This is a genomic window from Paenibacillus sp. USDA918EY (assembly GCF_009870825.1).
In the GTDB taxonomy this organism is placed as follows: domain Bacteria; phylum Bacillota; class Bacilli; order Paenibacillales; family Paenibacillaceae; genus Paenibacillus_AQ; species Paenibacillus_AQ albilobatus.
The window spans coordinates 38,295-50,506 of the sequence record NZ_WTWY01000025.1 but is presented as its reverse complement, the minus strand read 5'-3'; the positions used below and the strand labels follow the sequence as shown (position 1 = coordinate 50,506).

24 protein-coding genes are annotated in these 12,212 nt (G+C 48.1%); all 24 read right to left on the bottom strand.

Annotation, left to right across the window (positions count from 1 at the left end):
• Positions 1-2: 2 nt before the first annotated feature.
• The 24 genes from map to rpsJ all read right to left on the bottom strand — a co-directional run bounded on the left by map (position 3) and on the right by rpsJ (position 12,189).
• Positions 3-749 carry a type I methionyl aminopeptidase gene (map, locus tag GQY55_RS28935; protein WP_160045390.1) on the bottom strand — a complete coding sequence of 249 codons (747 nt, stop codon included), beginning with the start codon at positions 747-749 and terminating at the stop codon, positions 3-5.
• Positions 750-754: 5 nt separating this feature from the next.
• The gene (locus GQY55_RS28930; RefSeq protein WP_160045389.1) at positions 755-1,399 is read right to left on the bottom strand and encodes an adenylate kinase; all 645 of its coding nucleotides are present in this window, start codon (positions 1,397-1,399) and stop codon (positions 755-757) included.
• Positions 1,400-1,488: 89 nt separating this feature from the next.
• Entirely contained in the window at positions 1,489-2,787 is a 1,299-nt protein-coding gene (gene secY / locus GQY55_RS28925) for a preprotein translocase subunit SecY (RefSeq protein ID WP_160045388.1), read from the bottom strand.
• Complete coding sequence (rplO, locus tag GQY55_RS28920) at positions 2,787-3,227, bottom strand: 50S ribosomal protein L15 (RefSeq protein ID WP_036712615.1); 441 nt, start codon at positions 3,225-3,227, stop codon at positions 2,787-2,789. Before rplO ends, secY begins: the two co-directional genes overlap by 1 nt.
• Before the next feature lie 47 nt (positions 3,228-3,274).
• Entirely contained in the window at positions 3,275-3,460 is a 186-nt protein-coding gene (rpmD, locus tag GQY55_RS28915; protein ID WP_160045387.1) for a 50S ribosomal protein L30, read from the bottom strand.
• A gap of 12 nt (positions 3,461-3,472) precedes the next feature.
• A complete protein-coding gene (gene rpsE, locus GQY55_RS28910; RefSeq protein ID WP_036712609.1) occupies positions 3,473-3,970 on the bottom strand; it encodes a 30S ribosomal protein S5 in 498 nt (165 codons plus the stop codon).
• Positions 3,971-3,996: 26 nt separating this feature from the next.
• The gene (gene rplR / locus GQY55_RS28905) at positions 3,997-4,365 is read right to left on the bottom strand and encodes a 50S ribosomal protein L18 (protein ID WP_160045386.1); all 369 of its coding nucleotides are present in this window, start codon (positions 4,363-4,365) and stop codon (positions 3,997-3,999) included.
• An 83-nt stretch (positions 4,366-4,448) separates the two neighbouring features.
• Positions 4,449-4,991, bottom strand: a complete 543-nt coding sequence (gene rplF, locus GQY55_RS28900) for a 50S ribosomal protein L6 (protein WP_160045385.1) — start codon at positions 4,989-4,991, stop codon at positions 4,449-4,451.
• Between the two features lie 30 nt (positions 4,992-5,021).
• Complete coding sequence (rpsH, locus tag GQY55_RS28895) at positions 5,022-5,420, bottom strand: 30S ribosomal protein S8 (protein WP_160045384.1); 399 nt, start codon at positions 5,418-5,420, stop codon at positions 5,022-5,024.
• Between the two features lie 32 nt (positions 5,421-5,452).
• Positions 5,453-5,638: a type Z 30S ribosomal protein S14 gene (locus tag GQY55_RS28890; protein ID WP_013312154.1), complete on the bottom strand. Its 186-nt coding sequence runs from the start codon at positions 5,636-5,638 to the stop codon at positions 5,453-5,455.
• A 45-nt stretch (positions 5,639-5,683) separates the two neighbouring features.
• Positions 5,684-6,226: a 50S ribosomal protein L5 gene (gene rplE / locus GQY55_RS28885; RefSeq protein WP_160045383.1), complete on the bottom strand. Its 543-nt coding sequence runs from the start codon at positions 6,224-6,226 to the stop codon at positions 5,684-5,686.
• Between the two features lie 31 nt (positions 6,227-6,257).
• A complete protein-coding gene (gene rplX, locus GQY55_RS28880) occupies positions 6,258-6,611 on the bottom strand; it encodes a 50S ribosomal protein L24 (protein WP_160045382.1) in 354 nt (117 codons plus the stop codon).
• Between the two features lie 81 nt (positions 6,612-6,692).
• The gene (gene rplN, locus GQY55_RS28875) at positions 6,693-7,061 is read right to left on the bottom strand and encodes a 50S ribosomal protein L14 (RefSeq protein ID WP_160045381.1); all 369 of its coding nucleotides are present in this window, start codon (positions 7,059-7,061) and stop codon (positions 6,693-6,695) included.
• A gap of 38 nt (positions 7,062-7,099) precedes the next feature.
• On the bottom strand, positions 7,100-7,366 hold the full coding sequence (gene rpsQ, locus GQY55_RS28870; protein ID WP_160045380.1) for a 30S ribosomal protein S17: 267 nt from the start codon (positions 7,364-7,366) through the stop codon (positions 7,100-7,102).
• A gap of 43 nt (positions 7,367-7,409) precedes the next feature.
• Positions 7,410-7,607 carry a 50S ribosomal protein L29 gene (gene rpmC / locus GQY55_RS28865; protein ID WP_036712586.1) on the bottom strand — a complete coding sequence of 66 codons (198 nt, stop codon included), beginning with the start codon at positions 7,605-7,607 and terminating at the stop codon, positions 7,410-7,412.
• Positions 7,597-8,031, bottom strand: coding sequence for a 50S ribosomal protein L16 (rplP, locus tag GQY55_RS28860; RefSeq protein WP_036712583.1), 435 nt, complete (start codon positions 8,029-8,031; stop codon positions 7,597-7,599). Before rplP ends, rpmC begins: the two co-directional genes overlap by 11 nt.
• A gap of 2 nt (positions 8,032-8,033) precedes the next feature.
• Complete coding sequence (gene rpsC, locus GQY55_RS28855; RefSeq protein ID WP_036712579.1) at positions 8,034-8,699, bottom strand: 30S ribosomal protein S3; 666 nt, start codon at positions 8,697-8,699, stop codon at positions 8,034-8,036.
• Positions 8,700-8,712: 13 nt separating this feature from the next.
• Complete coding sequence (gene rplV, locus GQY55_RS28850) at positions 8,713-9,045, bottom strand: 50S ribosomal protein L22 (RefSeq protein ID WP_076176740.1); 333 nt, start codon at positions 9,043-9,045, stop codon at positions 8,713-8,715.
• A 35-nt stretch (positions 9,046-9,080) separates the two neighbouring features.
• Positions 9,081-9,359 (bottom strand): 30S ribosomal protein S19, encoded by a 279-nt coding sequence (rpsS, locus tag GQY55_RS28845; RefSeq protein ID WP_160045379.1) that lies wholly within the window; start codon positions 9,357-9,359, stop codon positions 9,081-9,083.
• A 69-nt stretch (positions 9,360-9,428) separates the two neighbouring features.
• Entirely contained in the window at positions 9,429-10,259 is an 831-nt protein-coding gene (gene rplB, locus GQY55_RS28840; RefSeq protein WP_160045378.1) for a 50S ribosomal protein L2, read from the bottom strand.
• A 12-nt stretch (positions 10,260-10,271) separates the two neighbouring features.
• The gene (gene rplW, locus GQY55_RS28835; RefSeq protein ID WP_160045377.1) at positions 10,272-10,565 is read right to left on the bottom strand and encodes a 50S ribosomal protein L23; all 294 of its coding nucleotides are present in this window, start codon (positions 10,563-10,565) and stop codon (positions 10,272-10,274) included.
• The gene (rplD, locus tag GQY55_RS28830; RefSeq protein ID WP_160045376.1) at positions 10,565-11,188 is read right to left on the bottom strand and encodes a 50S ribosomal protein L4; all 624 of its coding nucleotides are present in this window, start codon (positions 11,186-11,188) and stop codon (positions 10,565-10,567) included. The genes rplW and rplD overlap by 1 nt, the downstream gene beginning before the upstream one ends.
• 26 nt (positions 11,189-11,214) lie before the next feature.
• A complete protein-coding gene (gene rplC, locus GQY55_RS28825; RefSeq protein ID WP_160045375.1) occupies positions 11,215-11,838 on the bottom strand; it encodes a 50S ribosomal protein L3 in 624 nt (207 codons plus the stop codon).
• A gap of 42 nt (positions 11,839-11,880) precedes the next feature.
• Positions 11,881-12,189 (bottom strand): 30S ribosomal protein S10, encoded by a 309-nt coding sequence (gene rpsJ / locus GQY55_RS28820; RefSeq protein ID WP_005544556.1) that lies wholly within the window; start codon positions 12,187-12,189, stop codon positions 11,881-11,883.
• Between the last annotated feature and the right edge of the window lie 23 nt (positions 12,190-12,212).

Sequence of the window (12,212 nt, the reverse complement as noted above, 5' to 3'; positions counted from 1 at the left end):
TATCAGAGTTTTGTGAGAATTTCATGACCATCGGCAGTAACGGCTACCGTATGCTCAAAATGGGCACACAAGGAACCGTCGACCGTAACGACCGTCCAATTATCTTCCAGCGTTTTGACATAACGGGATCCGGCATTGACCATCGGTTCAATCGCCAGCACCATGCCGGGTTTGAGCCGCGGGCCCCGGTCCGGAACGCCAAAGTTCGGAATTTGCGGTTCTTCATGCAGTTCTGCCCCAACTCCGTGTCCGACATACTCCCGAACAACCGAGAAGCCGGCGTCTTCGATGACGCGTTGGATGGCATGTGAGATCGTGAACAGGCGCACATCTGGTTTGACAAGCTCCAAGCCTGCGTACAAAGATTGTTCGGTAACGTCCAGCAGACGCTGGGCTTCCTCCGAGATCTTGCCTACAGGATAGGTCCAAGCGGAGTCTCCATGGTAACCACGGTACTGCGCACCGATGTCTAGCGTAACAATGTCGCCTTCGTTTAATTTGCGTTTGCCGGGAAATCCGTGCACCAACTGATCATTGACTGAAGCGCAAATGCTGGCAGGAAAACCATTGTAGCCCTTAAAAGACGGCAGTGCATTCTGACTGCGAATGTAGTGGTCAGCAATAGCGTCCAGTTCCCCGGTCGTGATGCCCGGTTCGATGTGCTTTGCCATAAGACGGTGCGTTTCCGCCACGATTCGCCCTGCTTCCCGCATAAAGCCGAGTTCCGTTTCGGACTTACAAATGATCATTACGACTAACCTCGCAGCACCGATACGATTTCTTTCGATACCGCATCGATTTCTTGATCACCATCGATCTGACGCAAAAGACCTTTGTTCTCATAAAATGCAAGGAGTGGTGCTGTTTTGTTGATATATTCGTCCAGACGGGTACCGACGCTCTCTTCGTTGTCATCCGAGCGCTGATACAGCTCGCCTCCGCATTTATCACAAACACCTTCCTGTTTAGGAGGGTTGAAGATCACATGGTACGTGGCGCCGCAGCTTTTGCAAATCCGCCGTCCCGTCAAGCGGGCGAGCAGCTTGTCGCGGTCCACTTTCAGATTGATGACATGATCCAGCTTGGTATTCAGTCTGCCTAGGATATCATCCAGCGCTTCCGCTTGCGAAAGAGTTCTTGGAAAGCCGTCCAATAAAAAACCTTTTTCGCAATCGGACTGCTGCAGACGTTCCTCCACGATGCCGATCGTGACATCATCCGGTACCAAAAGCCCTTGGTCCATGTATTCTTTGGCTTTAACCCCAATAGGTGTTCCCTGTTTAATCGCCAGACGAAACGCATCGCCGGTGGAAATGTGGGGAATGCCGAATTCATTGACAATGACTTCTGCCTGCGTTCCTTTCCCTGCCCCAGGAGGGCCCATGAATAGTATGTTCACGTTTCTCTCTCCCTCCGACTTGCTCCTTACAAGAAACAAGGCAATAAGTTGCCGGGAAGCGCCAAAACGACTTCACCGGAACCTATTACTTATTTATTGATGAAACCTTTGTAGTGGCGTTTGATCAACTGACTTTCGATGGTCTTCATCGTATCGAGCGCAACCCCGATGACGATCAGAAATGAAGTACCCCCGATTTTAACTGCGCTAGGCAATTGCGCCAGCGTACCGAGGCCGATCGGCAAGAGAGAAATAGCAGCCAGGAAAAGTGCACCGGTCATGGTAAGCCGGGACATTACGCGGGTCAGATATTTCTCGGTCGCTTTACCTGGGCGAATGCCCGGGATATAGCCGCCGTTTTTCTTCATGTTGTCTGCCATCTGGTTCGGGTTCATCTGCACGAAGGTGTAGAAGAACGTGAAACCGATGATCATCAGGACATACAGAACCATACCAAGAGGGTAATCATATCTCAAGTTTGTTTGGATCCATTGGGCCCAAAGATACTTGTTAAAGAAGCCCGCGATAATGGTAGGGAACTGCAGCAGGGATACGGCGAAGATGACTGGAATAACGCCGGCCGCATTGATTTTCAATGGGATGTGCGTATTCTGACCACCGTACATCTTGTTACCGACCACACGTTTGGCATATTGCACAGGAATTTTACGAATCGCCTGCTGGATGTAGATGACACCCACGATAATCGCCACGATAACAATCAGGAGGATCACCGTTTTCAGCGTATTCATAAAGGCCTGGCCTTCTTGAATGAAATTGGATTGAGCCGTAGAACGGATATATGTCGGAATGTTGGCGACAATCCCGGAGAAGATCAAGATGGAAATACCGTTGCCGATTCCTTTTTCCGTAATTTGCTCACCCAGCCACATCAAGAACGCGGTACCTGCCGTTAACACGATCGCAATCAGCAAGTAATCCACGAAAGTGGCGTTGGGAATCATCTGCGTACCGTACAAACGGTTAAAACCGACGGACATCGCAAATGCTTGGATGAGACCCAACACGATCGTACCATACCGGGTCAATTGAGCCGATTTCTTTTTCCCGTGCTCGCCTTGTTTTGCCCACTCGGCCAGCTTCGGAATCACGTCCATCGAGAGCAATTGCACGATAATGGACGAGGTAATATACGGCACGATCCCGAGGGCAAAGATAGAGAACTGATGCAGTGCTCCCCCTGAGAACGTGTTTAAGAGACCAAACAATTCTGAACCTTGCTGATTCGTCTGTTCCAGGACATCTTTATTGACGCCAGGAACAGGGACGAATGAACCAATACGATAAATGATCAGCACTAACAAGGTAAACAAAATTCTTTTTCGTAGGTCCTCAACCCGCCATATATTCTTCAGGGTCTTAAACATTAGATCACCTCGGTTTTACCGCCGGCAGCCTCGATCTTCTCTACCGCAGATTGAGAGAACTTGTTTGCTTTTACAGTCAACTTCACGGTCACTTCACCGTTGCCAAGAATTTTGATGCCGCTTTTCGTGTTTTTCACTACGCCGCTCTCCACCAAAATTTCAGGAGTAACTTCTGTGCCCTCTGCAAAGCTGTTCAGTTCCTCGATGTTAACAATCGCATACTCTTTCCGGGTAGGATTTACAAAACCACGTTTTGGCAAACGACGATACAGCGGGTTTTGGCCACCCTCGAATCCAGGACGTACACCGCCGCCGGAACGAGCGTTTTGACCTTTGTGACCGCGACCGGATGTTTTGCCCGTACCGCTACTTGTACCGCGACCTACGCGCTTGCGGTCTTTACGGGAACCCGCAGCAGAAGTAAGTTCATGTAACTTCATCGTTCGTTGCACCTCCTTAATATTTGTAGGTTAATCTGCCTGTGAGATTAACCTTCAATTTCTTTTACAGATACCAGATGGCTTACTTTGTTGATCATACCGCGAATCGCGGGATTGTCGTTGTGCACCACGCTGGAGTTGATTTTACGCAAGCCGAGAGTTTTCACGGTAGTACGCTGAGTTTCAGGACGACCGATCACACTGCGGACGAGGGTAATTTGAAGTTTAGCCATGACATTCCCTCCTTAACCGAGCAGCTCTTCGACAGATTTGCCACGAAGTTTGGCAACCTCTTCAACGCGTTTCAGACGGGACAAGCCCTCCAGAGTCGCGTTGACCATGTTCATGGAGTTCGAAGAACCCAAAGATTTTGTCAAGATGTCACCTACGCCAGCCAGCTCGAGTACTGCACGAACAGGACCGCCGGCGATAACTCCGGTACCTTCGGAAGCTGGTTTCAACAGAACGCGTCCAGCGCCAAAGTGGCCGGTAACCAGGTGAGGAATGGTTGTTCCTACGATCGGAACGTGGATCAAGTTTTTCTTCGCATCTTCGATGCCTTTGCGGATCGCGTCAGGTACTTCACCGGCTTTACCGATACCTGCACCGACCCAGCCTTTGCCGTCGCCGACTACAACCAGTGCGCTGAAGCTGAAACGGCGTCCGCCTTTTACAACTTTAGCTACGCGGTTAATATTTACAACTCTTTCAGTCAGTTCTAAAGTGTTCGGATCTACACGCAAGTCGTTTACCTCCTTTTTAGAAATTCTTAGAATTCCAAGCCTGCTTCGCGTGCCGCTTCAGCCAGGGCTTGAATCCGTCCATGATACAGATATCCTCCACGGTCGAATACAACCGCTGTGTGTCCTTTTTCTTTCGCACGTTTTGCAACCAATTCGCCGACTTGACGAGCTGCTTCCACGCTGCCGCCGTTTTTCACGGAACCGCTCAGTTCTTTGTCAACCGTAGACGCGGATACAAGCGTTACGCCTGCAACGTCATCGATCAGTTGAGCATAGATATGTTTAGAAGAACGGAATACGTTCAAACGTGGACGAGCTGCAGTACCTTGGATTTTCTTGCGTACACGCAGATGACGTTTGACACGTGCTTTGTTCTTATCCTGTTTTGTAATCATGACTTCCTTTTCACTCCTTTCAGTTTGCCATTACAGCTTCACTTTAAGACGCACAAGGCAAAAGACCGGTAAGCTTAGAAAGCTTATTTCTTCTTACCAGCTTTACCTTCCTTACGGATAATGCGTTCGCCTTCGTACTTAATCCCTTTGCCTTTATACGGTTCAGGTTCGCGAACGGAACGGATTTTAGCGGCGTATGCACCTACGCGCTCTTTGTCGATCCCGCGAACGATGATTTTCGTATTTGCAGGCACTTCGAATTCAATACCCGGTTCTGGAGTGATTTCAACCGGATGAGAGTAACCAACGTTCAGGACCAGTTTCTCTCCGGCCTTGTTTGCACGATATCCGACCCCAACAAGTTCCAGAGATTTCGAGAATCCTTCGGTTACGCCGCTTACCATGTTGTTGACAACGCTGCGGGTCGTGCCGTGAAGGGAACGATGCAGTTTGTTGTCTGATGGGCGTTCAACGACGATTTCGTTGTTCTCAACCGTTACTTTCATATCTTTGTGAAGTTCACGAGTCAAAGAGCCTTTAGGTCCTTTAACAGTGATTACGCTGTTGCTCAGTGTGATATCCACACCGCTAGGTACTGCGATTGGTTTGCGACCAATACGGGACATGTGTTGCACCTCCTTGTTCTGTGACGTGTATTACCAAACGTAGCAGACAACTTCTCCGCCAGCTTTGGATTGACGAGCTTCTTTGTCGGTCATAATCCCCTTAGAAGTGGAGATAATCGCAATGCCGAGACCGCCGAGTACACGAGGAATTTCGTTGCTCTTCGTGTATACGCGCAGACCTGGTTTGCTGATTCTCTTCAACCCGGAGATAACGCGTTCGTTGTTAGGACCGTATTTCAGGAAAACACGGATAATCCCTTGTTTGTTGTCTTCGATATATTCTGCATCACGGATGAAACCTTCACGCTTCAGGATTTCAGCGATTTGTTTTTTCATCGTCGAAGCAGGCATCTCAACTGTTTCGTGACGCACAGTGTTCGCGTTACGAATACGAGTAAGCATATCTGCAATTGGATCAGACATAGTCATGTGTGTGAACCTCCTTCCCGATTATAAACTTCTTACCAGCTTGCTTTTTTCACGCCAGGAATCTGGCCTTTATAAGCTAATTCACGGAAACAAATTCTGCAAATTTTGAACTTTTGCAGTACCGAATGTGGACGACCACAACGTTCGCAACGTGTGTAAGCACGAACTTTGAATTTAGGCGTACGTTGTTGTTTTACTTTCATCGAAGTTTTTGCCACTTAGCCTGACACCTCCTAAAAATTTTCGGAGAAATGGATTCGCGATTACTTCGCGAAAGGCATTCCCAATTGAGCGAGCAGCTCGCGGGACTCTTCGTCAGTTTTAGCCGTCGTTACGATAACGATGTCCATGCCGCGGACTTTATCCACTTTATCGTACTCGATCTCAGGGAAGATCAGTTGCTCCTTGAGGCCAAGCGTGTAGTTTCCGCGTCCGTCGAATGCTTTCGTGGACACGCCGTGGAAGTCGCGCACGCGTGGAAGGGTGATGTTGAACAATTTGTCCAGGAAGTAATACATGCGCTCACCGCGCAGCGTTACTTTCACACCGATCGGCATATTCTCACGCAATTTGAATCCAGCGATGGATTTTTTCGCACGAGTGATAACCGGTTTTTGACCAGCGATCAGCTGCATATCATTTACTGCGGAATCAAGCACTTTCGAGTTGGATACGGCATCACCCACACCCATGTTGATGACAACCTTCTCGACTTTAGGTACTTGCATTACCGTCGAATAGTTGAACTTCTGCATCAAAGCAGGAGTAATTTCGTTCAGGAAACGTTCTTTCATTCTTGCTGCCATGAATCATAAACCTCCTTTCTTTAGCTCTCGATTAGTCGATAACTTCTCCGGATCTTTTCGCTACGCGAACCTTTTTACCGTTATCGAGCACTTTATAACCGATACGGGTTACTTTGCCGCTCTTCGGATCAAGATGCATCACGTTGGATACGTGGATTGGCGCTTCTTGTTCGATGATTCCGCCTTGCGGGTTCATTTGGTTAGGCTTTTGGTGTTTTTTCACCATGTTCACGCCTTCCACCAGCACGCGGTTTTCACGAGGATAAGCTGCAATGACACGGCCTTTTTTGCCTTTGTCTTTACCGCTGATCACCATAACCGTGTCGTCTTTTTTGACGTGAAGCTTGTTGTTGTGGGATTCCAGAACCTTTTTCACTTTTGGCATTTGTTACACCTCCTGCAGCTTGCCGCTTTGGCAAGATAACTTGGAACGATCTATTCTATCGGTTATCCGATCCATTCAGTCTTAGATAACTTCCGGTGCCAAGGAAACGATTTTCATGAAGTCTTTATCACGAAGTTCGCGTGCCACTGGTCCGAAAATACGAGTTCCGCGTGGGCTCTTGTCTTCTTTAACAACAACCGCTGCGTTTTCGTCAAATGCGATGTAAGATCCGTCCTTACGGCGTACGGAACGTTTCGTACGAACGACAACAGCCTTGACTACGTCACCTTTTTTGACAACGCCGCCTGGTGTTGCTTGTTTTACGGAACAAACGATCAAATCGCCGATTGCTGCAGTACGACGTCCTGTTCCTCCCAATACGCGGATACACATCAGTTCCTTCGCACCGGAATTGTCAGCTACTTGCAGACGTGTAAATGGTTGAATCATTGAAATTTCCTCCTTTCGGGAAAACTGTCGCTATATCTTTAGATGATAACCGCTTTTTCAACGACTTCTACCAGTCTCCAGCGTTTGTCTTTGGAGATTGGACGAGTTTCCATGATTTTAACGGTATCTCCGATTTGTGCAGTGTTGTTCTCGTCATGCGCTTTAAATTTTTTCGTGTATTTAATGCGCTTGTGATAGAGATCGTGTTTCTTGTAAGTTTCAACAGCTACGACGATGGTTTTATCCATTTTGTCGCTGACAACTTTACCGATTTGCACTTTACGAGCATTGCGTTCTTCGCTCATCGTTAGCCTCCTTCCTGAATACAGGCAAAAATGACTGCATCAATTAACTAATCCCAAGTTCTCTTTCACGGATGACGGTTTTAGCACGAGCTATTTCCCTGCGCACATCACGGATCCGAGTCGGGTTATCAAGCTGTCCGGTAGCCAATTGAAAACGGAGGTTAAAGAGTTCTTCTTTAAAGCCCGCAATCTTTTGCTCAATTTCTGCAGTGGTCAAGTTACGCAGATCATTAGCTTTCATTTGCTTCACCACCCAATTCTTCACGTTTCACAAACTTCGTTTTGATCGGCAGCTTGTGAGCGGCGAGACGCATCGCTTCGCGAGCAACTTCCTCTGGCACGCCTCCAAGTTCAAACATAATCTTGCCTGGTTTGACTACTGCCACCCATTTTTCAACGTTACCTTTACCGCTACCCATACGAACCTCAAGAGGTTTTTGAGTGATCGGCTTATCCGGGAAAATTTTAATCCAAACTTTACCACCGCGGCGGATGTAACGAGTCATCGCGATACGCGCTGCTTCGATTTGGCGGTTCGTAATCCAGGATGGCTCCAAAGCCTGCAATCCGTATTCGCCGAAGCTCACTTCAGTGCCGCCTTTTGCCATACCTTTCATGTGACCGCGCTGTTGCTTGCGGTGTTTTACACGTTTTGGTACCAACATGATTAGTTGCCTCCTTCCTGAGCTACTTGTTTCTTAGCTGTAGGAAGAACCTCTCCACGATAGATCCATACTTTTACGCCGATACGGCCGTAAGTCGTATGCGCTTCAGCTGTACCGTAGTCGATGTCAGCACGAAGTGTATGAAGTGGAACAGTTCCTTCACTGTAGCCTTCTGTACGAGCGATTTCAGCGCCGCCAAGACGTCCGCTGACTTGAGTTTTGATACCTTTAGCGCCTGCACGCATCGTTCTTTGGATTGCTTGTTTCAGTGCACGACGGAAAGAAACGCGGCGTTCCAATTGTTGTGCAATGCTTTCTGCAACCAGAATAGCGTCCATGTCCGCTTGCTTGATTTCAGAAATGTTGATGTGAACTTTTTTGCCGCCTGCAATTTTCGTAACTTGGTTCCGCAGCACTTCGACTTCAGAACCACCTTTACCGATAACCATGCCTGGTTTCGCAGTGTGGATCGTTACGTTCACACGGTTTGCCGCTCTTTCGATTTCGATGCGAGATACGGCAGAGTCTTTCAATTTATTTTTAAGGTATTCACGAATTTTAACGTCTTCCAGCAAAAGATTTCCGAAATCTTTGCCTGCATACCATTTCGATTCCCAATCACGGATAATACCGATCCGGAGTCCGACTGGATTTACCTTTTGGCCCACACGTTATCCCTCCTTATTTTTCAGATACCACCAAAGTAATGTGGCTGGTGCGCTTGTTGATTCGGCTCGCACGGCCCATGGCGCGTGGACGGAATCTCTTCATGGTTGGCCCTTGGTTCACGAAAACCTGGCTAACAACCAAATTGTTAATGTCCATCGAGTAGTTATGCTCAGCATTGGCGATCGCCGAGTTCAGCAGCTTCTCTACGACCAGGGAAGCCGACTTTGGAGTGTGGCGAAGAATCGCGATGGCCTCGCCAACTTGCTTACCGCGGATCAAGTCAACCACGAGCTTGACTTTACGAGGAGCAATCCGGATCGATCTGGCATGTGCTTTTGCTTCCATTTGTTTTACCTCCTCTCAAACAAAGAGCTTCAAATTTATCTTCTTGTTTTCTTGTCATCGTCCGTATGACCTTTGTAAGTACGCGTCGGCGCGAATTCGCCCAACTTGTGACCTACCATGTCTTCCGTTACGTATACAGGAACGTGCTTGCGTCCATCATATACACCGAACGTGTGACCGATAAATTGCGGGAAAATCGTAGAGCGGCGGGACCAAGTCTTGATAACAGCCTTTTTGTTCGACTCGTTCATCACTTCTACCTTTTTCAGCAGGTACCCATCAACGAAAGGTCCTTTTTTCAAACTGCGACTCATCTATAAAATCCTCCCTTCGTCCAATCTCTCGTTACTTTCGGCACTTCACAAAGTTATGCACAGCGTGCATTATTTTGTGCGGCGGCGAACGATATATTTGTCAGAAGCTTTTCCTTTTTTACGCGTTTTGTAACCAAGGGTTGGTTTGCCCCATGGAGACATAGGCGATTTGCGTCCGATTGGAGCGCGGCCTTCACCACCACCGTGAGGGTGATCGTTAGGGTTCATGACGACACCGCGAACTTCAGGACGTTGTCCGAGCCAGCGGCTGCGGCCTGCTTTACCGATTTTGACCAATTCATGGTCTCCGTTGCCCACGGAACCGATCGTTGCGCGGCAAACTTTCAGAAGCTTGCGAACTTCGCCGGAAGACAAACGTACGGATACGTATTTTTCTTCTTTACCAAGAAGCTGAGCTTCCGTACCGGCAGCGCGAACCAATTGTCCGCCTTTGCCTGGCTGCAGTTCGATGTTGTGGATAACGGTACCTACCGGAATGTTTTCCAGCGGAAGTGCGTTACCGATTTTGATGTCGGCGTTAGGGCCGGATTCGATCTTATCTCCGACTTTCAGACCTTTTGGAGCGAGAATGTAACGCTTCTCTCCGTCTGCATAGTGGATCAGAGCGATATTGGAAGTACGGTTCGGATCATACTCGATCGTAGCAACGGTACCTGGTATGCCGTCTTTCGTACGTTTGAAATCGATGATGCGGTATTTACGCTTATGTCCGCCGCCGTGGTGACGAACAGTAATTTTACCTTGGTTGTTGCGGCCGGCTTTTTTGCTCAGCGGCGCAAGCAACGATTTCTCCGGCTGGTTTGTCGTGATCTCTTCGAACGTAGAGACAGACATGTTACGTCTTGCCGGGGAAGTCGGTTTATACTTTTTAATAGGCACGTTTACTCCTCCTTACTCTACAGATTCAAAAAACTCAAGCGGCTTGCTGTCTTGGCTCAGCGTTACGATGGCTTTTTTCCACTCGGTCGTGTAACCGTTGTAGCGGCCATAACGTTTTGGCTTCGCTGGGACGCGCATAGTATTAACGTTAGTCACTTTCACTTTGAAAATAGACTCAACGGCTTGCTTGATCTCGGTTTTGTTGGCACGGATGTCAACTTCAAAAGCATATTTCATGTCGCTCATGTAGTCGGCCGTACGTTCCGTAATCACCGGACGTTTGATAATATCACGAGGGTCTTTCATTACGCGAGCACCTCCTCTACCTTCTGAACTGCTTCTTTCGTAATGATCAGCTTGTCGTACAGAAGTACGTCAAGAACATTAATGCCGTCTGCCGCTACGAATTTCACACCAGGAATATTACGAGCGGAAAGAGCCACATTATCATCATAGCTAGGAGCCACGATCAGAGCTTTGCGTTCCACTTTCAGGTTGTTCAGGATGGTTGCGAATTCCTTGGTTTTAGGAGCGTTCAACGCAAGTGCATCCAGAACGATGATGTTGTTGTCGATCACTTTGGAAGACAACGCGGATTTGATCGCCAGACGACGAACTTTCTTAGGAAGCTTGAACGAGTAGCTGCGTGGCGTTGGGCCGAACACAGTACCGCCGCCTTTCCATTGTGGTGCACGGATCGAACCTTGACGAGCGCGGCCTGTGCCTTTTTGTTTCCAAGGCTTACGTCCGCCGCCGCGTACTTCAGAACGGCCTTTCACTTTATGCGTACCGCGACGCAAAGATGCTCTTTGCAGCAATACCGCTTGGTTCATGACATGAACGTTTGGCGTAATACCGAATACCGCTTCGTTCAGTTCCAATTCTTCAACTTGGCTTCCGCTAACGTTAAACACGGATACTTTTGGCATTTATTGTTCCTCCTTTCCTTAGGTGATTATTTTTTCACCGTTTCACTAATTTTCACGAAGCTGTTTTTAGGGCCTGGGATAGCGCCTTTGATCAGCAGCACGTTGCGTTCTGCGTCAACTTTAACAACCTCAAGCTTTTGAACCGTTACGGTCACATGACCCATATGTCCTGGAAGGTGTTTGCCTTTAGGAACACGGTTTGCTTGAATGGAGCCCATGGAACCAGGTCCGCGATGGTAACGGGAACCGTGAGCCATTGGTCCGCGGCTTTGTCCCCAACGTTTGATAACGCCTTGGAAACCTTTACCTTTGGACGTGCCTGTTACGTCAACATACTCGCCTTCCGCAAAAATGTCAGCTTTCAGCTCTTGGCCAACCTCGTATGCTCCGAGGTCAACACCGCGGATTTCGCGAACGTAGCGCTTAGGTGCAGTATTAGCCTTTTTGGCATGTCCTGCTTCCGGTTTATTGGCACTTTTCTCTTTTTTGTCGGAAAAACCGATTTGGATCGCTTCGTATCCATCGTTCTCGACATCTTTCTTTTGCAGAACAACGCAAGGACCTGCTTCCACTACAGTTACAGGAATTACATTACCTTCAGCGGTAAATACTTGAGTCATTCCGAGTTTTTTTCCTAAGATACCTTTCATGTTGACACCTCTTTTCCCTTCTTAATCCCTTTGGTTCGGAAATTACAGTTTGATTTCGATATCTACACCGGACGGCAGGTCCAAGCGCATAAGAGCATCCACAGTTTGTGGAGTTGGGTTCACAATGTCGATCAGGCGCTTATGAGTGCGCATTTCGAATTGCTCCCGAGAATCCTTATACTTGTGTACCGCACGGAGAATGGTAATGATTTGTTTTTCAGTCGGAAGCGGAATCGGTCCGGATACACCTGCACCAGAACGTTTCGCAGTCTCAACGATTTTCTCAGCGGATTGATCAAGAATTCTGTGATCGTAAGCTTTCAAACGAATACGAATTTTTTGCTTTGCCATTTTAGTCCCTCCTTCTATCGCCC

Coding starts and splice junctions, on each gene's coding strand:
- map (WP_160045390.1), bottom strand. CDS start 749: ATGATCATTTGTAAGTCCGAAACGGAACTCGGCTTTATGCGGGAAGCA.
- secY (WP_160045388.1), bottom strand. CDS start 2,787: ATGTTTAAGACCCTGAAGAATATATGGCGGGTTGAGGACCTACGAAAA.
- rplO (WP_036712615.1), bottom strand. CDS start 3,227: ATGAAGTTACATGAACTTACTTCTGCTGCGGGTTCCCGTAAAGACCGC.
- rpmD (WP_160045387.1), bottom strand. CDS start 3,460: ATGGCTAAACTTCAAATTACCCTCGTCCGCAGTGTGATCGGTCGTCCT.
- rplR (WP_160045386.1), bottom strand. CDS start 4,365: ATGATTACAAAACAGGATAAGAACAAAGCACGTGTCAAACGTCATCTG.
- rplF (WP_160045385.1), bottom strand. CDS start 4,991: ATGTCCCGTATTGGTCGCAAACCAATCGCAGTACCTAGCGGTGTGGAT.
- rpsH (WP_160045384.1), bottom strand. CDS start 5,420: ATGACTATGTCTGATCCAATTGCAGATATGCTTACTCGTATTCGTAAC.
- rplE (WP_160045383.1), bottom strand. CDS start 6,226: ATGGCAGCAAGAATGAAAGAACGTTTCCTGAACGAAATTACTCCTGCT.
- rplX (WP_160045382.1), bottom strand. CDS start 6,611: ATGCCAAAAGTGAAAAAGGTTCTGGAATCCCACAACAACAAGCTTCAC.
- rplN (WP_160045381.1), bottom strand. CDS start 7,061: ATGATTCAACCATTTACACGTCTGCAAGTAGCTGACAATTCCGGTGCG.
- rpsQ (WP_160045380.1), bottom strand. CDS start 7,366: ATGAGCGAAGAACGCAATGCTCGTAAAGTGCAAATCGGTAAAGTTGTC.
- rpmC (WP_036712586.1), bottom strand. CDS start 7,607: ATGAAAGCTAATGATCTGCGTAACTTGACCACTGCAGAAATTGAGCAA.
- rplP (WP_036712583.1), bottom strand. CDS start 8,031: ATGTTGGTACCAAAACGTGTAAAACACCGCAAGCAACAGCGCGGTCAC.
- rplV (WP_076176740.1), bottom strand. CDS start 9,045: ATGGAAGCAAAAGCACATGCCAGATCGATCCGGATTGCTCCTCGTAAA.
- rpsS (WP_160045379.1), bottom strand. CDS start 9,359: ATGAGTCGCAGTTTGAAAAAAGGACCTTTCGTTGATGGGTACCTGCTG.
- rplW (WP_160045377.1), bottom strand. CDS start 10,565: ATGAAAGACCCTCGTGATATTATCAAACGTCCGGTGATTACGGAACGT.
- rplD (WP_160045376.1), bottom strand. CDS start 11,188: ATGCCAAAAGTATCCGTGTTTAACGTTAGCGGAAGCCAAGTTGAAGAA.
- rplC (WP_160045375.1), bottom strand. CDS start 11,838: ATGAAAGGTATCTTAGGAAAAAAACTCGGAATGACTCAAGTATTTACC.
- rpsJ (WP_005544556.1), bottom strand. CDS start 12,189: ATGGCAAAGCAAAAAATTCGTATTCGTTTGAAAGCTTACGATCACAGA.